Annotated in this window: 31 protein-coding genes and 1 other RNA gene; 17 read left to right on the top strand and 15 right to left on the bottom strand. The window is 63.0% G+C overall.

The annotated features are described in order from the left end of the window. Positions 1-5: 5 nt before the first annotated feature. Both alr and K5658_RS08525 read left to right on the top strand, forming a co-directional pair. Positions 6-1,115, top strand: a complete 1,110-nt coding sequence (alr, locus tag K5658_RS08530; RefSeq protein WP_221066939.1) for an alanine racemase — start codon at positions 6-8, stop codon at positions 1,113-1,115. Positions 1,116-1,144: 29 nt separating this feature from the next. Next, the gene (locus tag K5658_RS08525) at positions 1,145-1,555 is read left to right on the top strand and encodes a TraR/DksA family transcriptional regulator (RefSeq protein WP_221066519.1); all 411 of its coding nucleotides are present in this window, start codon (positions 1,145-1,147) and stop codon (positions 1,553-1,555) included. Positions 1,556-1,602: 47 nt separating this feature from the next. On the opposite strand, the gene trhP is transcribed toward K5658_RS08525, so the two are convergent. Further along, positions 1,603-2,949, bottom strand: a complete 1,347-nt coding sequence (trhP, locus tag K5658_RS08520) for a prephenate-dependent tRNA uridine(34) hydroxylase TrhP (protein ID WP_221066518.1) — start codon at positions 2,947-2,949, stop codon at positions 1,603-1,605. A 75-nt stretch (positions 2,950-3,024) separates the two neighbouring features. On the opposite strand from trhP, the gene cysM reads away from it, so the two are divergent. From cysM to K5658_RS08495, 5 genes are all read left to right on the top strand, one after another. After that, positions 3,025-3,933 (top strand): cysteine synthase CysM, encoded by a 909-nt coding sequence (gene cysM, locus K5658_RS08515; protein WP_221066517.1) that lies wholly within the window; start codon positions 3,025-3,027, stop codon positions 3,931-3,933. A gap of 8 nt (positions 3,934-3,941) precedes the next feature. Then, a complete protein-coding gene (gene rlmD / locus K5658_RS08510) occupies positions 3,942-5,276 on the top strand; it encodes a 23S rRNA (uracil(1939)-C(5))-methyltransferase RlmD (RefSeq protein ID WP_221066516.1) in 1,335 nt (444 codons plus the stop codon). Next, entirely contained in the window at positions 5,273-5,770 is a 498-nt protein-coding gene (locus tag K5658_RS08505) for a L,D-transpeptidase (protein WP_221066515.1), read from the top strand. The genes rlmD and K5658_RS08505 overlap by 4 nt, the downstream gene beginning before the upstream one ends. 99 nt (positions 5,771-5,869) lie before the next feature. Next, positions 5,870-7,348, top strand: a complete 1,479-nt coding sequence (locus K5658_RS08500) for a UvrD-helicase domain-containing protein (protein WP_221066514.1) — start codon at positions 5,870-5,872, stop codon at positions 7,346-7,348. A gap of 109 nt (positions 7,349-7,457) precedes the next feature. Next, positions 7,458-7,943, top strand: a complete 486-nt coding sequence (locus K5658_RS08495; protein WP_221066513.1) for a DUF3617 domain-containing protein — start codon at positions 7,458-7,460, stop codon at positions 7,941-7,943. Here K5658_RS08495 and dtd read toward each other — a convergent pair. The 7 genes from dtd to K5658_RS08460 all read right to left on the bottom strand — a co-directional run bounded on the left by dtd (position 7,906) and on the right by K5658_RS08460 (position 12,075). Continuing rightward, complete coding sequence (dtd, locus tag K5658_RS08490; protein ID WP_221066512.1) at positions 7,906-8,364, bottom strand: D-aminoacyl-tRNA deacylase; 459 nt, start codon at positions 8,362-8,364, stop codon at positions 7,906-7,908. The genes K5658_RS08495 and dtd overlap by 38 nt on opposite strands. A 2-nt stretch (positions 8,365-8,366) precedes the next feature. Beyond that, complete coding sequence (locus K5658_RS08485; RefSeq protein ID WP_221066511.1) at positions 8,367-8,690, bottom strand: rhodanese-like domain-containing protein; 324 nt, start codon at positions 8,688-8,690, stop codon at positions 8,367-8,369. 53 nt (positions 8,691-8,743) lie between these two features. Next, the gene (dcd, locus tag K5658_RS08480; RefSeq protein ID WP_221066510.1) at positions 8,744-9,310 is read right to left on the bottom strand and encodes a dCTP deaminase; all 567 of its coding nucleotides are present in this window, start codon (positions 9,308-9,310) and stop codon (positions 8,744-8,746) included. Then, positions 9,310-10,398 carry an iron-sulfur cluster carrier protein ApbC gene (gene apbC, locus K5658_RS08475; RefSeq protein WP_221066509.1) on the bottom strand — a complete coding sequence of 363 codons (1,089 nt, stop codon included), beginning with the start codon at positions 10,396-10,398 and terminating at the stop codon, positions 9,310-9,312. The genes dcd and apbC overlap by 1 nt, the downstream gene beginning before the upstream one ends. 160 nt (positions 10,399-10,558) lie before the next feature. Then, on the bottom strand, positions 10,559-10,861 hold the full coding sequence (locus tag K5658_RS08470; RefSeq protein WP_085215216.1) for a DUF5658 family protein: 303 nt from the start codon (positions 10,859-10,861) through the stop codon (positions 10,559-10,561). A 435-nt stretch (positions 10,862-11,296) separates the two neighbouring features. Continuing rightward, on the bottom strand, positions 11,297-11,638 hold the full coding sequence (locus K5658_RS08465) for a hypothetical protein (RefSeq protein WP_221066508.1): 342 nt from the start codon (positions 11,636-11,638) through the stop codon (positions 11,297-11,299). 17 nt (positions 11,639-11,655) lie between these two features. Continuing rightward, positions 11,656-12,075: a single-stranded DNA-binding protein gene (locus tag K5658_RS08460; RefSeq protein WP_221066507.1), complete on the bottom strand. Its 420-nt coding sequence runs from the start codon at positions 12,073-12,075 to the stop codon at positions 11,656-11,658. A gap of 129 nt (positions 12,076-12,204) precedes the next feature. Between K5658_RS08460 and metG the strand changes: the two genes are divergently transcribed. From metG to K5658_RS08445, 3 genes are read left to right on the top strand one after another with little or no spacing between them, the layout of a single operon-like run. Further along, complete coding sequence (gene metG / locus K5658_RS08455) at positions 12,205-14,301, top strand: methionine--tRNA ligase (protein ID WP_221066506.1); 2,097 nt, start codon at positions 12,205-12,207, stop codon at positions 14,299-14,301. Positions 14,302-14,324: 23 nt separating this feature from the next. After that, positions 14,325-14,528, top strand: coding sequence for a DUF433 domain-containing protein (locus K5658_RS08450; protein ID WP_221066505.1), 204 nt, complete (start codon positions 14,325-14,327; stop codon positions 14,526-14,528). A gap of 20 nt (positions 14,529-14,548) precedes the next feature. Continuing rightward, entirely contained in the window at positions 14,549-15,640 is a 1,092-nt protein-coding gene (locus K5658_RS08445) for a hypothetical protein (RefSeq protein ID WP_221066504.1), read from the top strand. Here K5658_RS08445 and K5658_RS08440 read toward each other — a convergent pair. The 7 genes from K5658_RS08440 to flgA all read right to left on the bottom strand — a co-directional run bounded on the left by K5658_RS08440 (position 15,606) and on the right by flgA (position 20,061). Then, positions 15,606-15,878, bottom strand: coding sequence for a DUF4242 domain-containing protein (locus K5658_RS08440; RefSeq protein ID WP_221066503.1), 273 nt, complete (start codon positions 15,876-15,878; stop codon positions 15,606-15,608). The two genes, K5658_RS08445 and K5658_RS08440, sit on opposite strands and share 35 nt — an antisense overlap. Before the next feature lie 27 nt (positions 15,879-15,905). Next, on the bottom strand, positions 15,906-16,121 hold the full coding sequence (locus K5658_RS08435) for a (4Fe-4S)-binding protein (protein ID WP_221066502.1): 216 nt from the start codon (positions 16,119-16,121) through the stop codon (positions 15,906-15,908). 80 nt (positions 16,122-16,201) lie between these two features. Continuing rightward, positions 16,202-17,572, bottom strand: coding sequence for a methanethiol oxidase (gene mtoX, locus K5658_RS08430; RefSeq protein ID WP_221066501.1), 1,371 nt, complete (start codon positions 17,570-17,572; stop codon positions 16,202-16,204). 231 nt (positions 17,573-17,803) lie between these two features. Continuing rightward, positions 17,804-18,400: a TetR/AcrR family transcriptional regulator gene (locus K5658_RS08425; RefSeq protein ID WP_221066500.1), complete on the bottom strand. Its 597-nt coding sequence runs from the start codon at positions 18,398-18,400 to the stop codon at positions 17,804-17,806. A gap of 66 nt (positions 18,401-18,466) precedes the next feature. Next, positions 18,467-18,952, bottom strand: a complete 486-nt coding sequence (locus K5658_RS08420; protein WP_221066499.1) for a flagella synthesis protein FlgN — start codon at positions 18,950-18,952, stop codon at positions 18,467-18,469. A gap of 6 nt (positions 18,953-18,958) precedes the next feature. Beyond that, on the bottom strand, positions 18,959-19,258 hold the full coding sequence (gene flgM / locus K5658_RS08415; protein WP_221066498.1) for a flagellar biosynthesis anti-sigma factor FlgM: 300 nt from the start codon (positions 19,256-19,258) through the stop codon (positions 18,959-18,961). A 101-nt stretch (positions 19,259-19,359) separates the two neighbouring features. Continuing rightward, entirely contained in the window at positions 19,360-20,061 is a 702-nt protein-coding gene (gene flgA, locus K5658_RS08410) for a flagellar basal body P-ring formation chaperone FlgA (RefSeq protein WP_221066497.1), read from the bottom strand. A gap of 177 nt (positions 20,062-20,238) precedes the next feature. Between flgA and K5658_RS08405 the strand changes: the two genes are divergently transcribed. The 7 genes from K5658_RS08405 to recR all read left to right on the top strand — a co-directional run bounded on the left by K5658_RS08405 (position 20,239) and on the right by recR (position 25,766). Then, entirely contained in the window at positions 20,239-21,186 is a 948-nt protein-coding gene (locus tag K5658_RS08405; protein WP_221066496.1) for a chemotaxis protein CheV, read from the top strand. After that, positions 21,186-22,076: a CheR family methyltransferase gene (locus K5658_RS08400; RefSeq protein ID WP_246628598.1), complete on the top strand. Its 891-nt coding sequence runs from the start codon at positions 21,186-21,188 to the stop codon at positions 22,074-22,076. Before K5658_RS08405 ends, K5658_RS08400 begins: the two co-directional genes overlap by 1 nt. A 102-nt stretch (positions 22,077-22,178) precedes the next feature. Continuing rightward, positions 22,179-22,853, top strand: a complete 675-nt coding sequence (locus K5658_RS08395; protein ID WP_221066495.1) for a PEP-CTERM sorting domain-containing protein — start codon at positions 22,179-22,181, stop codon at positions 22,851-22,853. 149 nt (positions 22,854-23,002) lie between these two features. Beyond that, positions 23,003-23,099: signal recognition particle sRNA small type (gene ffs / locus K5658_RS08390), an RNA gene on the top strand. A 55-nt stretch (positions 23,100-23,154) separates the two neighbouring features. Next, complete coding sequence (dnaX, locus tag K5658_RS08385) at positions 23,155-24,807, top strand: DNA polymerase III subunit gamma/tau (RefSeq protein WP_221066494.1); 1,653 nt, start codon at positions 23,155-23,157, stop codon at positions 24,805-24,807. A gap of 21 nt (positions 24,808-24,828) precedes the next feature. After that, positions 24,829-25,152, top strand: coding sequence for a YbaB/EbfC family nucleoid-associated protein (locus K5658_RS08380; protein WP_221066493.1), 324 nt, complete (start codon positions 24,829-24,831; stop codon positions 25,150-25,152). Between the two features lie 14 nt (positions 25,153-25,166). After that, positions 25,167-25,766 carry a recombination mediator RecR gene (gene recR / locus K5658_RS08375; protein ID WP_221066492.1) on the top strand — a complete coding sequence of 200 codons (600 nt, stop codon included), beginning with the start codon at positions 25,167-25,169 and terminating at the stop codon, positions 25,764-25,766. Positions 25,767-25,806: the final 40 nt, after the last annotated feature.

The following is a 25,806-nucleotide window of genomic DNA, read 5'->3' as shown; positions in this document are numbered from 1 at the left end:
CGGTGATAGGCTGCTCCGCCCACGCCACCCTCAACCTCGCGGCGGTGGCCCGCAATCTGGCGCGGGTGCGCGGCTTCGCGCCCAGTGCCAAGGTCATGGCGGTCATCAAGGCCGATGCCTATGGGCACGGGCTGGTCCGCATCGCCCGCGGCCTGCCCGACGCCGACGCCTTCGCCGTGGCCCGGTTGGACGAAGGCTTGGCCCTGCGGCAGGCCGGCGTCGCGCAACGCATCGCCGTGCTGCAAGGCTTCGTCAATGCGCGGGAATTGGAAGCCCACGCCCGGCACGGCCTGGAACCCATCATCCACGCGCCGCGCCAAATCGATTTGCTGGAACAGGCCCAATTGCCCGCGCCGCTGGCGGTCTGGGCCAAGCTCGATAGCGGGATGCACCGGCTGGGACTGTTGCCGGAAGAATTCGACGCCGGCATGGCGCGGCTACACGCCTGCCCCGCCGTGCTGAAACCCATCCCGGTCATGACCCACCTCGCCAACGCCGACATGTTGCAAGACCCCCTGACCGAGCGCCAACTGAGCGTGTTCGAACGGGCGCTGGGCACCCTGCGACCCGAGCGCGGCATCGGCAATTCGGCGGGGCTGATGGCCTGGACGGGAACGCGGGTGGAATGGGTGCGGCCCGGCATCATGCTATACGGGGTTTCGCCCTTCCCCTACCGCACCGGCCCGGACGACGGACTCGAACCCGTCATGACCTTCCGCACCCGGTTGATCGCCATCAAACAACTCCGGGCGGGCGACGCCGTGGGCTATGGCGGCGATTGGATCTGCCCGCACCCGACCCGGCTCGGGGTCGCCGCCGTGGGCTATGGCGATGGCTATCCGCGCCATGCCCAGCCGGGCACGCCGGTCCTGGTGCGGGGCCAACGGGTGCCGCTGATCGGCCGGGTGTCGATGGACATGATTACCCTGGACCTGACCGATTGCCCGGCGGCCCAGGTCGAGGACGAGGCGATCCTCTGGGGCGAAGGCTTGCCGGTCGAGGAAATCGCCCGCCACGCCGCCACCATCCCCTACGACCTGCTATGCGGCATCACCCCGCGGGTGCAACGGATTGAAATCGGGCCGCGTCCCCGCGATCCAAACCCCACGACATGAACCATAAACGAGGAAACGAGGAATCCCGTATGAGCGTAGAACTGAACCAAACCCTGATCGAACACTTCCGCCGCCAGCTACAGGCGCGTTTCGACCAATTGCGGCAAGGCGTGCAAGAAGAGGTGTTGCGCAGCGACAGCGAGCACTTCACCGACGTGGCCGGGGAAGTCCACGACGAGGAGGAAGCCTCGGTGGCTTCGTTGATGGTGGACTTGGACCTCGCCGCCATCGACCGCCATGTCCACGAACTGCGGCAGGTCGAGGCCGCCCTGCTGCGGATAGGCCGGGGCGAATACGGCGCGTGCATCGATTGCGACCAGCCCATCCCGCCGGCCCGCTTGGAAGCCAATCCCACCGCCGAGCGCTGCATCGCCTGCCAGACCGATTTCGAGCGGACCCAGGCCCTGCACCAGCAGCCCACCGCGTCCCGGACCTTATAAACCCCCGCCGTAGGAGCGGTCCCCGGACCGCTCCCGGCCCCGCGCTGTCACAGATACCGCGCGATCAACCCATGCCGCGCATCCCGCGCCGCCAGGGGAATCCTGACCTCCCAGCCGCCGCCCGGCGCTTCGGCCAAGGGCGCGCCGTGCTTATCCTCCATCGCCTCCAGCACCACGTCGCGGTTGCCTTCCGGCAGGATCAATTCCAGCCGGTCGCCGACCGCGAATTTGTTTTTCACCAGGACATCGGCCTTGCCGGAGGCGGCGTCGTAGCCGGTGATTTCGCCGACGAAGCGCTGTTGATGGCTCTCGGAATACCCGCGCAGATAATTCTGATAATCCTGGGTATGGTGGCGCTGGTAGAAACCATCGGTATAACCGCGCTGGGCCAGGTTTTCCAATACCCCGAGCAAGCCGGGATCGAACGGACGCCCGGCCAAGGCATCGTCGATGGCCCGGCGATAAACCTGGGCCGTGCGGGCCACGTAATAATGGGATTTGGTGCGGCCCTCGATCTTGAGGCTATCGACCCCAATCGCCGCCAGCCGGTGGACATGCTCGACCGCCCGCAAATCCTTGGAATTGAGGATATAGGTGCCGTGTTCGTCCTCCATCACCGGCATCAATTCTCCGGGCCGGTTTTCCTCCTCCAGGAAATACACCTCGTCGGCCAGCGGATGGCGCTGTTGTTCGCCGCAATCGGTCAAGCCGCTGTTCAAATCCGCCAGCGACAGGCGCAACGGGCCGGGCACGTAATCGCCTTCCGGGTTTTGCTGGGCCGGGCTGAGGTCGTATTTCCAGCGGCAGGAATTGGTACACGTCCCCTGGTTGGGGTCGCGCTGGTTGAAATAACCCGACAGCAAACAGCGCCCGGAATAGGCGATGCACAAAGCGCCGTGGACGAAGACTTCCAACTCCATCTCCGGGCAGTGCTGGCGGATGTCGGCGATTTCGTCCAGCGACAATTCCCGCGACAGGATGATGCGGCTCACGCCCACCGACCGCCAGAACTTCACCGCCGCGTAATTCACCGTGTTGGCCTGGACCGACAGATGGATCGGCATCTCCGGCCACGCCTCCCGCGCCAGCATGATGAGGCCGGGGTCGGCCATGATGAGGGCGTCTGGACCCATTGCGACAATCGGTGTCAGGTCTCTCACAAAGGTTTTGACCTTGCTATTGTGCGGCAGGACGTTGGTGGCGAGATAAAAGGCTTTGCCTTGTTGGTGGGCCTCGGCGATGCCCAGCCCCAGGTTTTTTTCCAGGAAATCATTGTTGCGGACCCGGAGGCTATAGCGCGGCAACCCGGCGTAAACGGCATCCGCGCCGTAGGCATAGGCATAACGCATGTGCTTGAGGGTGCCCGCGGGGGACAGCAGTTCGACTTTTTGCATGGCACGAAACATGAAATGGTAAGATTCGTGTCATTTTACCCCTTTGGTTGAGCGAAACGCTCAGGAATTCCGGCCATGACCCAGCAACCCCTTCCCGATTTCCCGACCATCGAAGCCTTCGTCGGCAACACGCCCCTGGTCCGTTTGCAACGCCTGCCGGGCGACACCTCCAACACGATCCTCGCCAAGCTGGAAGGCAACAACCCGGCGGGTTCGGTCAAGGACCGCCCGGCCCTGAGCATGATCCAGCGGGCCGAGGACCGCGGCGACATCAAACCCGGCGACCGCCTGATCGAAGCCACCAGCGGCAATACCGGCATCGCCCTCGCCATGGCGGCGGCGATCAAGGGCTACAAGATGACCCTCATCATGCCCGACAACATGAGCGCCGAACGCCGCGCCTCGATGAAGGCCTACGGGGCCGACATCGTCCTGACCCCGGCCAAAGGCAGCATGGAAGCCGCCATCGACCTCGCCCGCGCCATGGAAGCCCGTGGCGAAGGCAAAATCCTCGACCAGTTCGCCAACCCCGACAACCCGCTGGCCCACTACACCGGCACCGGCCCGGAAATCTGGCGCGACACCCAAGGCCGCGTCACCCATTTCGTGAGTTCGATGGGCACCACCGGGACGATCATGGGCACTTCGCAATATCTCAAGGAAATGAACCCCGCCATCCAAATCATCGGCGTGCAGCCCGAGGGCGATTCCAAGATTCCCGGCATCCGCCGCTGGCCCAAGGAATACCTCCCCAAAATCTGCGATTTCAGCAAGATCGACCGCATCATGGACGTGGACCAAGCGAACGCCGAGGCAACCACCCGCCAACTGGCGGCGCGGGAAGGCATCTTCGCCGGGATATCTTCGGGCGGGGCGATCTATGCGGCTTTGCAATTGGCGCGGGAGGTCGAGAACGCGGTGATCGTGGTGATCGTCTGCGACCGGGGGGATCGGTATTTGTCCACGGGCGTGTTCCCGGAGTAAGCCAGACCATGGGATATAGAGGACGCAGACCGAAGCCGGTCCCCAAAGGCCATTTCCCCGCCCACATCGACGCCTACACCCACGATGGCCGCGGCGTCGCCCGCATCGATGGCAAGGCCGTGTTCATCTCGGGCGCCTTGCCCGGCGAGGACGTGGCGTTTTCCTACACCGAAATCCACCGCGACTACGCCGAAGGCAAGGTCGAAACCGTGCAGGTGGCCGCGCCCAACCGGGTCGAGCCGGGCTGTCCGCATTACCACCTGTGCGGCGGATGCAGCCTGCAACACCTCGCGGAAGATTCCCAGATCGAGGAAAAGGAAAAACTCCTGGTCGATCAACTGCGCCGCATCGGCAAGCTGGACGAGGTGCCCTTGTGGGAACCGTTGCGCGGCCCCTTGTGGGGCTACCGGCGCAAGGCCCGGCTCAGCGTGAAGGACGTGCCGGCCAAGGGCCGGGTGTTGGTGGGTTTCCGCGAGCGGGCCGGGAATTACATCGCCAATATCGACGCCTGCCGCATCCTGCCCCCGGTCATCGGCGAGCGGCTGCACGACATGTCCGAAGTCATCGGCCAGCTCACGCTCAAGGCCCGCCTGCCGCAGATCGAGATTTCCATGGGCGACGACCGCGCCGCCCTGGTGTTCCGGGTGCTGGAAGACCCGACGCCGGAAGATTTGGAACATTTGAAGGACTTCGGCCAGCGCTGCGGCTTCGATATCTGGCTGCAACGCCACGGTCCCGATTCCATGGCTCCGCTGTATCCCGAAAGCCCTGGGCCGCTCAGCTACGCCCTGCCGGACTGGAACCTCGAATACCAATTCCTGCCCACCGAATTCACCCAGGTCAACGGCGAGATCAACCGCCAAATGGTGAACCGGGCCCTCGCAGCCCTGGACCCGCAGCCCGATGACACCGTGCTGGACCTGTTCTGCGGCCTGGGCAATTTCACCTTGGCGCTGGCGCGGAAGGCCGGGCGGGTGGTCGGGGTCGAAGGCAGCTGGTCCCTGGTCGAACGCGCCCGCCAGAACGCCGCCCATAACGGCATCGCCAACGCCGAATTCCACATGGCCGACCTCGGCCAAAACCTCGACGCCGAACCCTGGATCAAACAGCGCTACGACAAGGTGCTGCTCGATCCTTCGCGGGGCGGGGCCGAGGAAGTCCTGGCCTACGCGCCGCACTGGCGGGCCTCGCGCATTGTCTATGTGTCCTGCAATCCCTCGACCCTGGCCCGCGACGCCGGAATCCTGGTCCATCAACATGGTTATCGGCTGGTCAAGGCCGGGGTGATGGACATGTTCCCGCAGACGGCGCATGTGGAATCCATCGCCTGGTTCGAGCGATGACCGAAACCCCGGCGACCTACCTCCGCGTCAGCCTCCCGCGCCAGGCCATGGACTGGATCGAGGCCGGGCGCGTGGTCCACACCTGGCCCGTCTCCACCGCCAAGAACGGCCCCGGCGAACAAAAGGGCAGCGAACGCACCCCGCGCGGCTGGCACCGCATCCGCGCCAAGATCGGCGCGGGCCAACCCCTGGGCGCGGTGTTCAAGGCCCGCCGCCCCACCGGCGAAATCTACGGCGACGAACTGGAAACCCAGTGTCCGGGCCGCGATTGGATATTGACCCGCATCCTCTGGCTGGGCGGACTCGAACCCGGCTTCAACCGCTACGGCGCGGTGGACACCACTTGGCGCTATATCTACATCCACGGCAGCCCCGACCGGGGCGTGAGCGGGATTCCGGCCTCGCATGGTTGCGTGCGGATGAAAAACGCCGATATCGTGGACTTGTTCGGACGGGTGCCGGTGGGAATGCGGGTATTGATCGAGGCCGTATAATCCTGGAGTCCAAAGCTTGCTTTGGACTCCAAGCCACCGCGCTCCATCCGGTCCACACCGCTATCCTTACCCTTTTCCACCGTTCGGAGTCCCCAAACCTTGCCGCTGACCGAAGAACAAGCCGCCGTGATCGCGGCGGACGCCCCCATCCTCAAGGTCAACGCCGTGGCCGGCAGCGGCAAGACCACCACCCTCCTCGAATTCGCCGCCGCCCGGCCCCGCAGCCGCATCCTCTATCTGGCCTATAACCGCGCCGTGGCCGACGAAGTCCGGCTCAAGGCCCACGGGCGCGGGCTTTCCCACATGACGGTCAAGACCCTCCACGGCCTCGCCTATCAGTACGTGCAAGGCCATAACTACCAGCTGGAAAGCGAACTCAACGAATGGCGCTTGTTGGAGCAATACGTGCCGTCCGCCGAGCGCCAGGGCGAGGACGCCCTGATCTACGCCTGGCTCATCAAGGACTTGACCAACTATTACCTCAATGCCGCCTGGGTGAAGCTCGACGACGGCCTGCTCGACGCCTACCGCGAGGCCACCGCGCCCACCGCCCCGGTGCGGGTCTTGCTGGCGATGTGCGGGAGCGAACTCCTGGCCGTGGTGCGGAGCCTCCTGTCCGATATGCGGCAGCGGCGGATTCCGGCCCTGCACGATTTCTATTTGAAGCTGTTCCAGTTCGCCAAGGTCAAGCTGCCCTTCGATATCATCCTGGTGGACGAGGCCCAGGACACTTCCGGCGTGATGCTCAGCATCATCCAGCGCCAGGACCACGCCCAGCGGGTGTTCGTCGGCGATGGCTTCCAGCAAATCTACGCCTTCCGCCACGCGGTGAATTCCCTGGAACGGATCGACGGCCAAAGCCATCCCCTGAGCCAGACCTTCCGCTTCGGCGACAAACTGGCCCAACACCTGGCCGAACAGGTCAACGCCGCCTACCGCATCCTGGGCGAACCCCACCGCCTGCACATGCGCGGCACCGCCGCCGAAACCCACTTCAAGCCGCGCCCCGACCTGGCGCGCAAGCGATCGGTGGCGGTGATTTGCCGCAGCAACCTGGCGCTGTTCGAGGCGGCGCTGGAACGCTTGGAGAAAGGCGCGAAATCGATGTATTTCGAGGGGGGCTACGGCGGCTACAACTTCATGAACAGCCGGGTGGTGTCCTTGCTGAACCTGAAGCTGGGCAAGCGCCAGAAGATCGAAGACCCTTTGATCCGCAAGCTCGCCCACTTCGAGGATGTCAGGCGCTTCGCCAAGGACACCCAGAACGCGGCGCTCGCCACCCTGGTCGATCTGGTGGGGCGTTATGGCACCAAGCTGTACGAGTTCGACCGCGAGATCAAGGCCCGGCTGGTGGACAAGCCCCAGGCGGCGGCGTTGTTCGCCACCACCCACAAGGCCAAGGGCCAGGAATACGATTGGGTGGCGATGGGCGAGGACGGTTTCGCCACCCGCAAGGAATTGGAGAAGCTAATGGACATGGCGGAGGAATTCAATCCGGCCAAGCTCAGGGAGGAGATCAATGTCTATTACGTGGCGGCGACGCGGGCGCGGAAGGGCATCCGGCTGGCCCCGTTCTGAAACCCGCGGAGCAACGGATGGCCTGGACGGCGGCATCGCCGGATACGGAGATAATGGCGGTGGGTATTATGCTATCGGCCCCCGCACCTTCCACTCATTGGCCCTCCCTATGAAAAGCCTGAAAACCCCCATCCTCCCCGCCCTGCTCCTGGCCCTCTGCGCCCCGGCCCAGGCCGAAGACATCCGCCCGGGCCTTTGGAAAATCACCCTGGAATCCCGCGTCGCCGCCACCCCCGGCTGGCAACCCCAGCCCTTCGAGCTGACCCAATGCCTGAGCCAGGACGACGCCGACCACCCGGAACGCCTGCTCACCGGCAGCGGCGGACCCGGCGTCTCGGGCTGCGATTTCGGGAACCGGACATACTCGGCAGGGCATCTCTCGTTCGACGTGGCTTGCGCCGGGGACTTGGGCCTCAAAGGCCATGGCGAGCTGGATTTCAGCGCGACCCGGATCGACGGGGCGCTGGACGTGAATTTCGGCGAGCAGGAAAAAACCGACATGGGCAACCAATTCCACGCGGTCTACCTGGGGGAATGCACGGGCGGCAACGCCCCGGCTACGGCTCCGCTTCCGGCGGTGCCACCCGCAAACTGAACGTCACCGGCCCATCGTTGACCAACTCCACCTGCATATTGGCCCCGAACCGCCCGGTCTCGACCGGACCATGCCTGGCCCGCACCCGCGCCACCAACTCATCGAATAGCCGCCTGCCGGTTTCGGGATCGGCGGCGGGCGTAAAACTAGGACGCATCCCCTTGCGGGTGTCGGCGGCCAAGGTGAATTGCGACACCAGCAGCACCCCGCCGCCGGTATCCATGACGCTGAGGTTCATCTTGTCCCCGGCATCGGCGAACATGCGGTAGCCCAGCAGCCGCCCGGCCAGACGCTCGGCCTGGGCCTCGGTGTCGCCGCGCTCCACCGCGACCAGGGCCAACAGGCCCGGCCCGATCCTGCCGACGCTCTCCCCATCGACCCTGACCTCGGCCCGCGCCACCCGCTGGACCACGGCCAGCATCCTCAGTACCTCGGCATGGCCGGATCGACCAGCACGGCCCAGGCTTCCACGCCGCCGCTCAGGTTGAACACCTTCTGGAAATCGCGGCTACCCAGGAAACCCGCGATGCTGGCGCTACGCATCCCGTGGTGGCAAATCACCACGATTTCGCGGTCGGGGTCGAGTTCGCCGATGCGGGCGGGGACGGTGTTCATCGGGATGTTGAGGCTACCTTCGATATGGCAAAAGGCGTACTCGTGGGGTTCGCGCACATCGAGCAGGAGCGGGGCGGCTTGGCTGGCGTCGTCGAGGCGCTCGCGGAGGGCGGGGGCGGTGATTTGCTGCATGGGATGATCATGTAGGAAAAAAGTGGATGGGAAGGATCGGGACGGATGGCGGCTCAGGCTTTGGGCAGGGTCACGCCGGTCTGGCCTTGATATTTGCCGCCGCGGTCCTTGTACGAGGTTTCGCAGACCTCGTCGGCCCCGATGAACAGCATCTGGGCCACGCCTTCGTGGGCGTAGATTTTGGCGGGCAGCGGCGTGGTGTTGGAGAATTCCAAGGTGACATGGCCATCCCATTCGGGTTCCAGCGGCGTCACGTTGACGATGATCCCGCAGCGGGCATAGGTGGACTTGCCCAAGCAAATCACCAGCACATCCCGCGGTATCCTGAAATACTCCACCGTCCGCGCCAGGGCGAAGGAATTGGGCGGGATGATGCACACGTCCTGCCGGACATCGACGAAGCTGTTTTCATCGAAATCCTTGGGATCGACGATCACCGAGTTGATATTGGTGAAGATCTTGAATTCGTTGGAACAGCGCACATCGTAGCCATAGCTGGAGGTGCCGTAGGAAATCACCCGCTTGCCGTCGATTTTCCGCACTTGCCCCGGCTCGAACGGCGCGATCATGCCGTGTTCCTCCGCCATGCGACGGATCCAACGGTCGGATTTGATGCCCATCAGTCGTTCACCACCTGGATGGTGGGGAAGCGGGCGCTGTAATCCTTGGCCTTGAGCGCCAAGCGCGCCGCCAGCTTGCGGGCGATGGACTTGTAGATTTGGGCGGGCTGGCCTTCGGGGTCGGCCACCACGGTGGGCTGGCCGCTGTCGGCGGCGAGCCGGATCGCCATATCCAAGGGCAAGGCGCCCAGGAGTTCGGTGCCGTATTTCTCCGCCATCCTGGCCCCGCCGCCCTCGCCGAAGATGGGTTCGGCATGGCCGCAGTTGGAGCAGATATGGATGCTCATATTCTCCACCAAGCCCAGCACCGGCACCCCGACCTGCTCGAACATCCTGAGGCCGCGTTGGGCGTCCAGCAGGGCGATATCCTGCGGCGTGGTGACGATGACCGCGCCCGACACCGGAATCTGCTGGGCCAGGGTCAATTGGATATCGCCGGTGCCGGGCGGCAGGTCGATCAAGAGATAATCGAGATCGTCCCACTTGGTGTCCTTCAGCATTTGCTGCAAGGCGCCCGTCACCATCGGGCCGCGCCAGATCATGGGCTGGTCCTCGCCGACCAGATAGCCGATGGAAATCGATTGCACCCCATAGGCCATCTTGGGAATCATCCGTTTCCCATCCTCCACCTCGGGCATCCCCGACAGGCCCAGCATTAGGGGCTGGCTCGGCCCATAAATATCGGCGTCGAGGATGCCGACCCGCGCCCCCTCGGCGGCGAGGGCCAGCGCCAGATTCGCGGTGGTGGTCGATTTGCCGACCCCGCCCTTGCCCGAGGCCACGGCGATGATGTTCTTGACGCCGGGCATGGGCTTCAAATTCTTCTGCACGGCATGGGACACGATCTCGGTGGCGACCTCGACCTCGACCGCCGCCGCCCCGGTATCGGCCTGGACCTTGGCCGCCAACGCGGCCTGGAGCGCCCCGTGGAAGCTGGCGGCGGGATAGCCCAAAGCCACCCGGATGCGGACCTTGCCGCCCTCCACCTCGATTTTTTTCGCCATCCTGGCACCGACCAGGTCTTTGCCGAGATGGGGATCGATCCAGGTTTTCAGACTGCTTTCGACATCGGCTTGCGTGAAGGACATGGGACTCTCCGGGCAATGCAAATAACCAAGCGCCATTCTACACAATTGGGGCGGCGGCTTGCGCCGGGGGGGGAATCCAAGGGGACGGGAATGGGCGTGGCGGGGGAAACAGGGCGTCCCCGCGCCGGGAATGGGCAGGGACGGCGGACAAACTGCGGGATCAGGCGTCGATCACCAGCATCACGTTGTTGGTGACCACCCAGCCATAGAAGGTCACGGCGGAAGCCAGGGTGGCGGTCATCCAGCGGCTCTTGATCCTGCGCCTCCCGGCGAACACGAAGGCGATGAAGCCCAGGGCCACCAGTTTCAGCGCGGTGATGGAACAGGCCAGGCCGAAATAACCGGCGCAGTAATTGAGTACCGGGTTCACTTCCTCCAATCCGAACCAACTCAGCCCAAAATAAGTCACGATGCCATCGGCGACGTGCAACAATGCGAACAGGATCAACAGTAAAGCGTCCACGGTAGAACTCCAGCCCCCATCGCGGGATGATTCATCGGGTTCTAGGCCCGGAATGGCCCGATGGGCGGCATTGATTGCGGTCAGGGAACCCGGCGAAACCCAGCGCTCAATCGCGCCGTTTGGCTCCGCAAGGCTGGGAGCTTCGCCGGATCGGCCCGGCGAGGCATGACAGGCACGGTCCGGGCGATTTTCCGCGCTAAGGGGGGAGCGCCGGGGAGGGTTCGTCGGAATTACGGGATGTCATCGACAACCATAGCAGCAGTTTCCGGGCCAAAGGCGGGACCCGGCTGGCCGGCCCTTCGCAAATAGGGCGCAAGACCTTGATTTATCTTGGTTTGCCTTCCAACCGGGCGCTATACGGTACAAACCCTAGAGCGGCCCTTCCCCATAATGGGGCAAGGTTTGTAGGAAAACCGACACCGCCTGCTTCCCGGTTCAGCCGGGGACTTTCTGGATATCTTGCCAGGTGTTGTCCCAGGTGCAGCCCTGCCCCATCCACAACGGGGCCACCAACAGGTCCACCAGCGGCAGGAAGGGCGTCGCGACCAGCCAGGTCGTGGTGCCCAGCCCGGCGTAGACCGGGTACATCCAGTCGGGATCGACCTGGGCGTTCAGTAAGCCCGGATAGGCATCGCGCCACATATGTTGGGTGATGGGGAAAACCCGGCAATCCGTGGCCGGATTCACCCCGACATCGCGGGCGTATTGGCTGGGCGTGGCGACGCAGGCGGCCAACAGCGGAAGGATGGCCAACAGCGCGGCGGGTTTCAGCTTCATTGCCATGATCCGGCCCGTCAAAACGGAATCTCGTCGTCGAACTCGACCTCCCCGCCGGTTTCCCGGCCCGGCGGCGGCTCGGCGGGCGCGGCCCGGCCGGGCGATTCCTTGGGTTCGCGCCGCTTGCGGGTTTCGCGGACCTCGCGGGTTTCGTGGATCGAGAGGATGCCGGAGGCGGTCACGCTGAGGCCGTGGCGGAGTTCGCCGTCCTTTTCCCAGGACGACAGCTTGGCCGAACCCGCAAGGCTGACCGCGTCGCCGGCCTTGAGGCGGCCCAGGCGTTCGCCGACCTCGCCGAAGGCGATGGTGGACACCCAGAGGGTTTCATCGCCCTCGACCGGCACCCTGATTTGCGCGGTGGTGAACGGCCTGCCGGAAGGTCCGACGCGGACCAGGGGATCGCGGGATAATTTTCCCGACAACAGTACGTCGAGCATGGGGATTCTCCTTCCAAGTGAATTGGGGAAGCTTATACACGCAGAGGCCGCCCCTAGCCAAGCCGGAACCGCATCCGCGATTGTGGGATAATCGCCGCCATTTTCATGCAGCGAACCTCGATGAAGCCGATGAACCAGCCACGCCAAATCCTCGTCACCAGCGCCCTGCCCTATGCCAATGGTCCCATCCATTTGGGTCATTTGGTGGAGTACATCCAAACCGACATCTGGGTGCGCTTCCAGAAGATGCGTTATCCCGCGAGCGAGGGCCACCAGATATCTTATATCTGCGCCGACGACACCCACGGCACGCCGATCATGCTGCGGGCCGAGAAGGAAGGCATCAGCCCGGAGGCACTCATCGACCGGGTCCACGGCCAGCACCAGCGGGATTTCGACGGCTTCCTGGTCGAATTCGACAACTATTACTCGACCCATTCCGAGGAAACCCGGCGTTTCGCTGAAACGATCTATGCGACGCTGAAACGCAACGGCCTGATCGAATCCCGCGCCATCGAGCAGTATTACGACCCGGTGAAGGCGATGTTTCTGCCGGATCGCTTCATCAAGGGCGAATGTCCACGCTGCCATGCCAAGGATCAGTACGGCGATTCCTGCGAAGCCTGCGGCGCGACCTATGCCCCCACCGATTTGCTGAATCCCTATTCCGCCGTGTCGGGGGCCGCGCCGGTGCGGAAGGAATCGGTGCATTATTTCTTCAAGCTGGGGAAGTGCGGGGAATTCCTGCAAAACTGGACCCGCAGCGGGACTTTGCAGGACGAGGCCGCCAATAAGATGGCGGAATGGTTCGAGGCCGGGCTGAACGACTGGGATATTTCCCGCGACGCGCCATATTTCGGTTTCGAGATTCCCGACGCGCCGGGCAAGTTCTTCTATGTCTGGCTGGACGCGCCGATTGGCTATATGGGCAGTTTCCAGAACCTGTGCGACCGGCTGGGGCTGAATTTTGGTGATTACTGGAACAAGGATTCCAGCGCCGAGCTTTATCATTTCATCGGCAAGGATATTCTTTATTTCCACGCCTTGTTCTGGCCGGCCATGCTGAAATATTCCGATTTCCGCACGCCGACCCAGATTTTCGCGCATGGCTTCCTGACCGTGAATGGCGAGAAGATGTCGAAGTCGCGGGGAACCTTCATCACCGCCGAGAGCTATTTGCAGCAGGGCTTGAACCCGGAATGGCTGCGGTATTATTACGCCTGCAAACTGAATGGGAGCATGGAGGATATCGACCTGAATCTGGAGGATTTCGCGGCGCGGGTGAATTCGGATTTGGTCGGGAAGTATGTGAATATCGCCAGCCGGTGCGCGGGCTTTATATCTAAACGCTTCGACGGTCAACTAATGCCAGCCGCTGGCCCAGAATCGATCGAAGAATGGAGTTTAGAGCAAGCTTTCATAGAAAAGCTGGATTTGATAGAACGGTTTTACGAAGATAGGGAATATGGCAGAGCTATCAGGGAAATTATGACTTTGGCGGATTCGGTAAATCGGTACGTTGATGAAAACAAGCCCTGGGAAATAGCCAAGAACAGCGATCTAAGCGATAAGTTGCATATTGTGTGTAGCGCCGCCTTAAGAGCATTTGCCCGTCTCACAATTTTGTTAAAACCTGTTCTACCTGGCGTCGCTGAACGTGTAGAAGCGCTTTTCAACTGGAAACTGGAATTCAACCGTGGTTTTAGTTGGCAAGAATTATCCAATCTTCCAATCAGCAAAATTCAACCTTACCAACACCTGATGACCCGCATCGACCCCAAGCAAATCGAGGCGCTCGTGGCAGCCAACAAACCCAACCTGCAAGCCACCGAACCGGCCCCGCAGTCCGAACAGCGCCACGCCCAGCACCAGCAACACACGATCCAACCCATCGCCGACACGATTTCGATTGAGGATTTCGCCAAGATCGACCTGCGTATCGCCCGGATCGCCAAGGCCGAGCATGTCGAGAAGGCCGAGAAGCTGTTGAAGTTAACCCTGGACATCGGCGAGGAACAGCCGCGCACCGTATTCGCCGGGATCAAAGCGGCCTACGACCCGGCGCAGTTGGAAGGCAAGCTGACGGTGATGGTCGCCAACCTGGCCCCGCGCAAGATGAAATTCGGCCTATCGGAAGGGATGGTCTTGGCCGCCAGCGACGAGCGCGGCGGGCCGTTCGTGCTGTTCCCGGACGAAGGGGCGCAGCCGGGCATGAGGATCAAGTAATCGGACCCACAGGAGCATTCCCTATGAATACAAGATTCGACCGTATCACGATCAACCCCGAAGTCATGAACGGCCAAGCTTGCATCCGGGGAATGCGGCTCACCGTGAAAAGGGTGGTCGAAGCGGTCGCTTTGTATCCCGATCGCGAAGAACTGAAAGCCGAATATCCAGAGTTAATGGACGAGGATATTCGGCAAGCCGTGCATTTCTTAATCACCTGCCGTTAAATCTTGGCATCCGGTGGGTTGTGACGGAAAATCAACCCACCCGAAGCTTTAAAAAATCAGCAGTAATTATGATTCCAGAAATTTTCGCAATAGCCGTGTTTATCACACTGCTGGCTGGAATCACCACATACATTTTGGATTCACCAAAAAACACGGCTGTATCGTTCCAATCCGTACAGCGCATAGTTACTCATGTCGAGGGCTTCGAACTTGTCGAGTCGGGTGTACCTCTCAAAGCTCCATATCTGTTCGACGTTGGGAGCGCTATTTGGGCTAACTATCCCTTTTTCATTTATCGCGGGGAAACCTACGAGCGAGCGGGGGCTGGAGGGGTTGTCATCCGAAAGCCGGTATCCCGCAACGCACGCTACGAAGTTCGAGAGGAAGCACGTGATTTTGACGAATCCGATAAACGGGTTCTTGCATCAAACCTATCTATAATCGATAGAGAAAATGGGGAGGTTCTTGGAGTACGGTTTCTGCGCGAGGGACAAATAGTAGGCGGAACCGGATGGATAGGCGAACATGCAGCCAAATTCGTCAGACAGGTACTGGTTCCCGATGATCCGATTGGAGGAGGAAGGGGAATAAAGCCGTATCCGCAACACCCATTTCAAATTGAGCGCTTGGCATACGACGCAGATAAGGACAAACCCCAAATAACTGGATGCCCTTCTACTTTTTTCATTGACAGGCTACCTTGGAATAGAACTTTGAATACCGGCGGTTGGCGATTTCTACCTCAATCACCAATCGATGCGGCAACCTGTTCCGGCAACTATATCGCCATATTGTCAGGCGCTTACGCGGACCAAGTTTTTATCGATATCCTCACCCGCGAAGGCTCTTTTTTAATCCAATCTGAAATAAGAACCATGGCATCACTGGACATGCTATCAATAAGGGCAGGTCAACTATTGATCGATGCCAAACAGGTTACCTTCAACCTATTTTATGCGACACCGAAAGATATAAGCAACCCGACATATTCCCCGCTGCGTCAAAGCTACAAAGTACATATCACCCTGCCAGCAGGGTGGACGGAAAATATCCCACTTCCAGCCCACCCATCGCCAGTTATCCCGCCGTGGCCGGATCAATCACCGCCGTAATCTCCGAAATCCTATTGGCCGGGAATCCACCCTCCTCCGCGTGTTGCCGGATCAATGCCTCGCTCGGTGCGATATAAACACAATATATCGTGTCCCCGGTCACATAGCTCTGTACCCACTGGATACCCGGCCCTAGCCGGTTCAGCACGCTGCACGACTGCTGCGAGATACCCCGCAATTCCTCCGCCGTCAATTTTCCGGCACCGGGGATTTCCCGTTCGATCAGATACTTGGGCATATCAGCCACTCCTTTCTGGTTGCAGTTTCACTCCGCCGAGACGATATATTCATAGCTCAAAGCCCCCGAAGGACAGCATTCGACCACTTCGGCGATGGCCTCGGGCGTCGCGGCATCCACATCGATCCACGGCTCTTTCGAGGGATGGAACACCTGGGGCAGGCCGCGCACGCATTCCCCGGCATGGGAACAGGCATGCGGGTTGAAGCGGACGATCACCTGCCGGTTCTTATACTCTTGCATGGCATTCCTCGGGGTTGGAAAAAGGTTGTTTGGCTTATCGGCCCCCGCCCGGAGGCAAGGGCCGGATCGGGTTGTGGACCTCAGCGCTTGGCGGCCTCGGCCACGGCGGCGGGTTGCGCCTCCGCCACGCTCTTGTACAGCGAATACGCCCCGAACCGCATCTGATGGGCGCGGCCCAACTTCTCCTGGGTGAAATCGACCGCGAATTGCTCCTTCAACTCCTTGCCGTCCCAGGCATAGCCCTTGAGGAACTGCTCGTTGTCCTTGCCCTTCTTATCCCAGTTGGCGAGCAGCGAGGAGGTGAAATACACCCGTTTGCCATCCCAACTCGACGAGGCCATGTTGAGCTGCGCCCCGATGACCTTCTCGTAAACCTGCTTGGGATGCTTGGGATCGGAAATATCGAAGGCGCGGGCCTTGCCGTCCATGAAGGTATCGACCCACAACAGCTTGTCGTCGCTGGAAATCGAAATATCCACCGGCAGCGGCACCTTGCTCGGATCGCCGATATCGGCCACTTCGGTCGCCTGCCATTCGCCCTTGGCATCCGGGGCGACCAGCCAAATCTTCGAGGTCAAGGCGGTGGTGGTGAAGCAATAGTCATGGGCATCGTCCCAGGCGCAACGGACTTCCAAGGGCGCGCCCGGCACATCGAACACCTTCTTGGGCTGGCGGCCGATCAAATCCCACACCACCACGGTATTGCCGAAATGCTTCATGGCCTCGGCGTCCTGGAGCATCTTGCCGAAATCCATCATGTAGTTGTTCCAACCGGTGAACGAGGTCGAGACCAGGGCGTTCTTGCGCGGCAGGGCGCGGACATCGTAGCCATAGCCGTCGGCGTATTTGCCGGTCTTGACCGCGCCGCCCAGGTTGTCGTCGGTGGGCATCCAATGGGTGGCGACGTAATCGCCCGCGTTGGTGTATTCCACCATCGCGGTGCGCCCGCCGTGGTCCTTGTTGTTGGACAGCCCGGTGATGAGCATCCGGCCCGGCAAGGCGTAGAACGAATGCGGCCCGACCACGCCGCCGCTCTTGGCCACGAAGTCGGTCAAAGTCTTGACCAGCTTGGGTTTGCCCGGATCGCTGTGGACATCGAAGATGAAAATCTTGTTGGTATCGAGTCCGCCCGCCCACAGGAATTGGCGGTCGTCGGTGAAGTCGGAATGGTGGGCCTCGTTGCGCCCGCCCACCGACACGCTGCCGACCACCTTGCCGTAATCGGGGGATTTCGGGTTCACGGCCACCGTGACCAGTTTGTCCTGTTCGTCGCCCAGGCCTTCGACGCCCAGGGTCCAGACGTAGACGAAATCTTCCTGGCCCTTGATCTTGGGCATATAGGGCGAGAGGCAGGTTTCGTCGGCCCCGGCGGGAATGGCACCGAGGCCGGACAACGCCAATCCGCACAAGGCGGCGCGGATGGCGCGGGGGAGGATGGTTCGATTTAACATTCGCATAGCCCTCACTTGGTTGATAGCGCCGGTGCCGTCGCCACGGCCCGGCCCGATTGTTGTGGCGTTCCCTCGTCGCTTGATCTTCCACTGAAGCCTGTCCGACCGGCCTTATCCAAGTAGACCAGTCGTTTTATATCCGGCCAAAAAATAATGCGCCCGTTTCCGGTGCGCAATCCGTTCCACCGCGTAGCCCGGATTCCATTTGCCGATGCCGAGGCCGCCCGGTCCTCAAGCCCTGAAATAACCGTCGAGCAAACCGCCGATACAGGCTTCGAGGGGCCGGGTCGATTGCTCCACCTTCATCCGCAACAACGCGCCCTGCCAAGCGTCGGCCAGCAGATCGGCCATCGCCCCGGCCTCCAGATCGACGCGGACGGTGCCTTCGCGCTGCGCCCGCGCCAAGCCCCGTTCCAGCGCGTCCCGGTAGCGGTGGACCGCGCCGCGCAGGGCCGCGAGACAAACCTCGTTGGTATCGCCGATCTCGCCGATGAGGTTGCCGAGCAGGCAACCGCCCTTGTAGCCGCGCCGTTCCAGTTCCCCGATCAACTCCCCGAAATAGCCCTTCAAGGCCGCGAGCGCGTCGCGTCCGGGCCGGGCCAGATGGCCCTCCAACAGTTGGATGAACGGCTCGATGTAATGGCCGATGGCCTCGGCGCAGAATTCTTCCTTGCTGGCGAAATAGTTGTAGAACGAGCCTTTGGGCACGCCGACCCCGGCCAAGAGTTCCTGTAGGCCGGTGCCGTGATAGCCGCGCTCCATGATCATGGCCACGCCCTGATCGAGGAGTTTTTCGCGGGTGAAGTGTTTGGTGGATGTCCGGGTCATGGGGCCGAAATATACGACCAGTCGTCTTGAAAGGCAAGCCTTGAAACAGCCGGACGCGCCGCGGAACTATACGGCGTAGAAGCGCCGGGAATGCACGCCGCCCCGGCGCTTGACGCCATCGCGGCCATAGGTGGCCTCGGCTTGGGCGGGACCGTGCAGGATATCGAGGGCGTTTTCGACATGGCGGCGCAGCAGGCCGATATACGCGCCGTTCATTTCGTTCTGATGCTTGCAGGCGGCGAGGAGGCGCAGGATTTCGCGCCAATCGGCCCTGAGCGCCCCGGCCAGATCGGCTTCGGGCTTGGCCCCGGCCAGATAGGCTTCGATGCCGCCGATTCCCCCCGGCCCCGCGGCGAAAAAGCGTCTTTGCTCCGCTGCCAAGCGGTCGAGGATCGGCACCAGCTCCTGTTTGGTCAGGGCGATGCGCTCCAGGGCGGCGGCATCGCGTCCGCCCAAGGCCACCGACTCCTGCTCCAACAGGCCGTGCATCTCGCGGAGGCCGTCCAAGGTGGCGCGGAACAGATCGCGCAGGGTTGCGGGTGTCGTGGGCATGGCGGCTTACCGGAAGGACAGTTCCATGCGGATCATGTTATCCGCCGCCCGTTGGGCGTCTCCCCGGTACGAACCGGACTGGATTTGGCCGGACACCTGTTCCACCCGGTCCCGGTCCACGGCGGGTTCGGCGAGCAAACCCTGGGTCAGTTCGGCGACACGCAGGTTGGGCTGGGCGGAGGCTTCCCCTTCGGATGGCTTGGCGGCGGCGGTGGCCGCCGGGGCCGCGCCCGCGTCGGCGGACTGGGTCTTCTTGGCCGAAGGCGTGGGAATGCCGCCCGCGATGCTTGGCAATTTAAGGTCCATTGGGTTGATTCCTCATGGGAGCTGCTGACAGGGTTAGCGGCGGCGCGGCCATAAACTTTACGGTAGAAATCCCAGGTGGAATTGTCGGGTTATCCGCCCGCCTATTGCACCAACACCAAGCCCGGCCCGGCCACCGTGCCCTGCACCACCCGCCCGGATTGTTCGTTGCGGACCCGGACGCGCTGGCCCTTCTGCCCATCGGCCAGGGCTTCGCCGCCCGAACTGATTTGATAGCCGCCGCTCTCGGCGCGGATGACCACCCGCTCGCCGCGCTGGACCAGCTTGGGGACCGTCAATTGCTCGGCGCTCAACAGCGTCCCGCCCGCCAAACCGCGCCGCGCCACCTGGCCGACGGCCTGGGCGGGATCGGTCAGATAATCGCCGCCGAGCCCGGCCAAATCCTTTTTCATCATGGCGATATCGGCGGGGCCGATCAAGCCGCCCGACCGCACCGCGTTGCGCAACACCACCACCTCGACGCTGCCCCGGACATTGGCCCGGCCATAGATCGTCCAAGGCCGTTCGCCCTCGCAACGCACCCCGACCGACCACGCCCCCGCCTCGCGCCGCCCCTGCGGGAGGAAGGTTTCCAAGGGCCGGCCGCATTCCGGCAGGCGCAAACGGGGGTCGAGCGGCAACACCTCGGCCTGGTAATCCTGGCCACGCTGTCGGAATTCCGACTCGACCCGCTGGTGGATGGACTCGACGATGGAGGCATGGGATTGATAGCCCGGTTCGGCGCGGGCCGCGGCCAGCGCGAGGCAGAGCGGGAAGGCGAAGATCATACGGGCTAAGCTGGACATGGCGTGACTCCGAAACCTCCACCCCACGATGCAGGAACGGTGCCGGACCCCCTCAAGCAGCCCGGCGACCAGCCGCTACACTCATAGTCACCGCTATTCGCCCATCGCCAACCTCGCGGTTCCCGGCATGGGACCGGCACCCCCCTATCGCCCCGCAACCCCTCCGGAGAAGCACCGATGTCCAGCATACTCGATGGCGTGGACCAAAGAACCAAACTGGCCGGCCATAACCGGCTGGAACTGCTGCTGTTCAAGCTCGGCGGCGAGCAGCGCTTCGGCATCAACGTGTTCAAGGTGCAGGAAGTGATCCAATGCCCGAACCTGACCCAAATCCCCAAATCCCACCCGGCCATCCGCGGCGTCGCCCATCTGCGCGGCAAGACCATCCCGGTCCTGGACCTGTCGATGGCGATAGGCGCGGGCTGCTTTTCCCAGAACTGCCAGGGCTATGTCATCGTCACCGAGTACAACCGCTCGACCCAGGGCTTCCTGGTCAGCGCGGTGGACCGCATCATCAACATGGGCTGGGAACAAATCCAGCCACCGCCGCGCGGGGCGGGCCGCAATAGCTACCTGACCGCCGTCACCCAGGTGGACCGCGAATTGATCGAGGTCATCGACGTGGAAAAGGTGATGAAGGAAGTGATCGGCGGCAGCGAGGAGGTTTCGGCGGGGATCATCGATCCCGCCATCGACACCTTCTCCCAGCATGTCCTGGTGGTGGACGATTCCTCCGTGGCCCGCAACCAGATCAAGAAGGTGCTGGAACAATTGTCCGTGCCCTACACCCTGGCCAAGGACGGGCAGGAAGCCTACGAAATCCTGGAATCCTGGCAGGCCGAGGGCAAGGATTTGCCCCGGTTCCTGGCGCTGATTATTTCCGATATCGAGATGCCGCGCATGGACGGCTATACCCTGACCGCGACCATGCGCAAAACCCACGGCATGAAAGAGGTCTATGTGCTGCTGCACACCTCGCTCAGCGGCGTGTTCAACCAAGCCATGGTGGAAAAGGTCGGCGCGAACCGGTTCCTCGCCAAATACGTCCCGGACGATCTGGCCCGCCTGGTCCAGCAGCAATTGCGGACCCACCTGGAACTCTACGGCCCCCCGGTCCGCGCCTGATGAACATCCCCTCCCCGCGCCCGCCCGCCCCGAGGCCCATGGACGCACCGCCGGAACCGGACCGGGATTTGACCCCGGAGGAATTCGCGGTCTTCCGCCGTTTCCTGCTGGATTCGTCCGGCATCCTGCTCGGCGAGCATAAACAATATCTGGTCAGGAACCGCTTGTCCGGGGTGTTGCGCGGCGGCCGCTACGCGGGACTCGGCGAATTCATCGCGGCCCTGGGTGCGGGAACGGTGGCCCCGGCGCTCAAGACCCGCGTCATCGACGCCATGACCACCAACGAAACCTTCTGGTTCCGGGAAACCCCGCATTTCGACGAACTGCGGGACGTGCTGCTGCCCGCGTGGATGGCGGTGCTGGGCGGGACGGTGCGGATTTGGTCGGCGGCTTGTTCCACCGGGCAGGAGCCTTATTCGATCAGCCTGTGCGTGGAGGAATTCTTGCGCGGCAGGCCCGCCCTGGGAGCGCGGCCAGTGCGGATATTGGGCACCGATATTTCCGAACTGGCCTTGGCCGAGGCCAGCCGCGCCAGCTATGGCGACCTGGCCCTATCGCGCGGGCTGGACCCGAAACTGCGGGAACGTTATTTCGTGGCCGTGGGCGAAAAATGGCGGCCCAGGCCGGAAATCACCGCCAGGGTGGGATTCCAGCCCTACAACCTGCTGGCCTCCTATGCGCCTTTGGGCAAGTTCGACCTGATCTTCTGCCGCAATGTGTTGATTTATTTCCCGGACGACATCAAACGCAATATTCTGACCCGGCTGGCGGGGGCGCTGAATCCCGGAGGCCATCTGTTCCTCAGCAGCACCGAAAGCCTGCCGCCGGAGGTCGATGGCTACAAAACGGTGCGCGGCAAATATTGCCGCTACTACCGGGCCGACCACTGAGGCCGGTTTGTCTCGAATAGCCGCCCCGCCCGTTCCAAAGCGTATTAAAATAAACGTAGCAGTATAACCTCATCAATCATTCAGCCCCCGAGGGTGATCGCTATGAAACCCATCCACCACCTAGGCGCAGGCCTGATCGTTCTGGCGGCTTCGGCGCTGGGCACGCCCGTCCAAGCCTTGCCCGTGTTGTTCGTCAGTACCGGCCACGCCGGGGCGCAGACACAAACCGATATCAACCACACCCAGCACTGGACCTTTTCGGTGTCCCAGAACGTCACCGTCGGTGGCGGCCTGTTCGACATGAAGCGGGGACCGTCCAGCACCGCCGAGGTCGGCTTCGCGATTTTCGAGGGGACGTACTCGCCCTTCACCAGCCTGGATAACGCGCTGGTGCAAAAGGACTTGACAAGCACGGCCTTCGCCCGGCAATTCAAGGACATCCTGTTCCAAAACACCGTGACCACCCTGCTGGCCGGCCACACCTATACCGGCGTCCTGTTCTCCGACGCCCTCGACGCGCGGAACAAGAGCTATTTCGTCAAAGGCGGGTCGGCCAGCCCACTGCTGTTCGTCAACGCCAAGGGCAAGGCGGTGACCGGCATCGAGATACTCCCGTCCATCGCGACCCCCGAACCTCCACCGTCCAGGTTCGCGGCCTCGGCCTCCAGCGACGCCACCCCGATTCCCGAACCCACCCTGCCCGCGCTCATGGCGCTGGGCCTCGCGGGCCTGGCCTGGACGGCCCCCCGCCGCAAGCCCGCACTAGGCAAAACCTGATCCGGCGGAGGCGGTTGTTTCGGATGCCAACCGTCTTCTTGAAAAGTCAAGGCTTGAATCGCCACAAGCCATCCATCATAATGCGCGTCCTCATCGACGGCCCCGGTCCAAACGGCCCGGAGCCAACGCCAGAGTTCAATGGCAAGTCGTGTCGGTCCCCTCGCAACGATACGCTGCGAACCCCGCCAGGCCCGGAAGGGAGCAACGGTAGCACCGGATTCGTGTGCCGGGGTGTGGCTGATACGACTGCCACCCTCCCATCCCCCATGCCTACACGGTCGATAACCGGCAGCGAGCCCAAATGGCCTATCAGGCTTTAGCCCGCAAGTGGCGACCCCGTAACTTCAGCGAAATCGTCGGCCAAGAGCATGTCGTCAGGGCCTTGACCCACGCGCTCGAAACCGCCCGCCTGCACCACGCCTATCTGTTCACCGGCACCCGCGGCGTGGGCAAGACCACCCTGGCCCGCATCCTCGCCAAGGCCATCAATTGCGAATCCCGCCATGGCTCCGACCCTTGCGGCCACTGCCTGGTTTGTCGGGAAGTGGACGAGGGCCGCTTCGTCGATCTGATCGAGGTGGACGCCGCCTCCCGCACCAAGGTCGAGGACACCCGCGACCTGCTCGACAATGTGCTGTACGCGCCCAGCCAAGGCCGCTACAAGGTCTACCTGATCGACGAAGTCCACATGCTCTCGGGGCATAGCTTCAACGCCCTGCTGAAGACCCTGGAAGAACCGCCGCCCCATATCAAATTCCTGCTGGCGACCACCGACCCCCAGAAAATCCCGGTCACGGTGCTATCGCGCTGTTTGCAGTTCAACCTCAAGCGCCTGACCCCCGGCCAAATCGGCACCCAGATGGAATCCATCCTGCGCAAGGAGGAAATCCAATTCGAGGCCAACGCGGTGAAAGCCCTGGCCCGCGCCGCCGATGGCTCCATGCGCGATGGGCTGAGCCTGTTGGACCAAGCCATCGTCCACGGCGGCGGACGCCTGGGCGAGGCCGAGGTCAGCGCCATGCTGGGCACGGTGTCGCGGCGGCCCGTGTTCGATTTGCTGGACGCCCTGGCCCGGAGCGACGCGGCGGCGCTGTTGGCCTTGGTCGAAGCCCTGTCGGAACACGCCCCCAATTACGGCGACGTGCTGCAACAATTGCTGATCGCCCTGCACCATGCCGCCCTGGCCCAATGGGTACCCGAGGCGGTCCGCCGCGACGAGGACGCCGAGCGCATCCTGGCCCTGGCCCAGCGCCTGAGCGCCGAGGATTTGCAGTTGTTCTACCAAACCGGGCTGGTCGGCCAGCGCGACCTGCCCCTCGCGCCCGATCCGCGCGGCGGCTTCGAGATGGTCCTGCTGCGGATGCTGGCCTTCCGTCCGGCGGAGGCCGCGGCCCACCCGCCCCAGCCTTCCGCGCCACGCCCGGAACCACCGCGGCTGGTCCATCCGTCCCCGACACCCCAGGCCCGGCCCGAACCGCCCCCGGCCCATACCCAGGCACCCGCCCCGGTCGCGCCGCCACCTCCGGCCCCCGGCCCGGCGGCGCACTCCCCGGACGGCGGCGTCCCCATCCCCGGACAGGTCAATTGGCGCGAGTTGATCCGCGCCACCGGCGTCGCCGCCCTGGCCCGCGAACTGGCCAACAACTGCGTGCTGGAACATCTGGACGAAACCTCCTGCGTCCTGCTGCTGCATCCCAAGCAAGCCCTGCTCCGCGCCGCCCATACCGAGGCCAACCTGGAAAAAGCCCTGCAAGACTATTTCCGCCGTCCGCTCAAGCTCACCATCAAGCTCGGCGAACCCGCGGGCGAAACCCCCGCCCTGCAAAACCAGCGGCAAAAGGAAGAACGCCAACGGGCGGCGGAGATCGAAATAGAACAAGACGAAAACGTCATCGCCTTGAAGGAACGGTTCGATGCCCGCATCGTGCCCGGTTCCGTCAAACCCCTGGATTGAACCCGCCCCGGAGCCACCGCCATGAAGAATCCCCTCGCCCATCTGATGCAGCAAGCGCAGCAAATGCAGGAAAACCTGAAGAAAGCCCAGGAGGAATTGGCCGAACTCCGGGTCCAGGGCGAATCCGGCGGCGGGCTGGTCAAGATCGCCATGACCGGCAAGCGCCAGGTCTTGAAGGTGGAAATCGACGACAGCCTGTTGAAGGACGACCGCGACATGCTGGAGGATTTGGTCGCCGCCGCCGTCAACGACGCCGTCAACAAGGTCGCCAACCTCAAGCAGGAAAAGCTGGCGGGTTTGACCGGCGGTATGGAGTTGCCGGCCGGCTTCAAGCTGCCGTTCTAGTCGCCATCCGCGCCATGCCCGCGACCGGTGCCCTCGCCCGCTTGATGCAAGCCCTGCGCTGCCTGCCGGGGGTGGGGCCAAAATCGGCCCAGCGCATGGCCTTCCACCTGTTGCAGCGCAACCGCCCCGGTGCCCGCCAATTGGCCGAGGCGCTGCTGGACGCCCTCGACCGGATCGGCCATTGCGCCGAGTGCCGCACCCTGACCGAGGGCGCGCTCTGCCCGGTCTGCGCCAACCCCCAGCGCGACCGCTCCCTGCTGTGCGTGGTGGAAACCCCCGCCGAGGTCCACGCCATCGACCAGGCCGCGACCGGCTTCCAGGGCGTATTCTTCGTGCTGCACGGGCGCTTGTCGCCGCTGGACGGCATCGGCCCGGACGAACTGCGGCTGGATCTGCTGGAACGGCGTTTCCAATCGGGCGAGGTCAAGGAAGCCATCCTCGCCACCAACACCACGGTGGAAGGCGAGGCCACCGCCCATTACATCCACGAGATGGCCCGGCGCGACGGCGTCCGCACCAGCCGGATCGCCTATGGGATGCCGTTCGGCGGCGAACTCGAATACGTGGACGGCACCACCCTGGCCCATGCCTTCAAGGGCCGCCGCGATTTCTGACCCCCGTCAGCCCGGCGTTCCCAACCATCCATCCCACAGC

Source organism: Methylomagnum ishizawai (assembly GCF_019670005.1).
Taxonomy (GTDB): Bacteria; Pseudomonadota; Gammaproteobacteria; order Methylococcales; family Methylococcaceae; genus Methylomagnum; species Methylomagnum ishizawai.
This window is presented reverse-complemented; position numbering and strand designations above follow the sequence as displayed.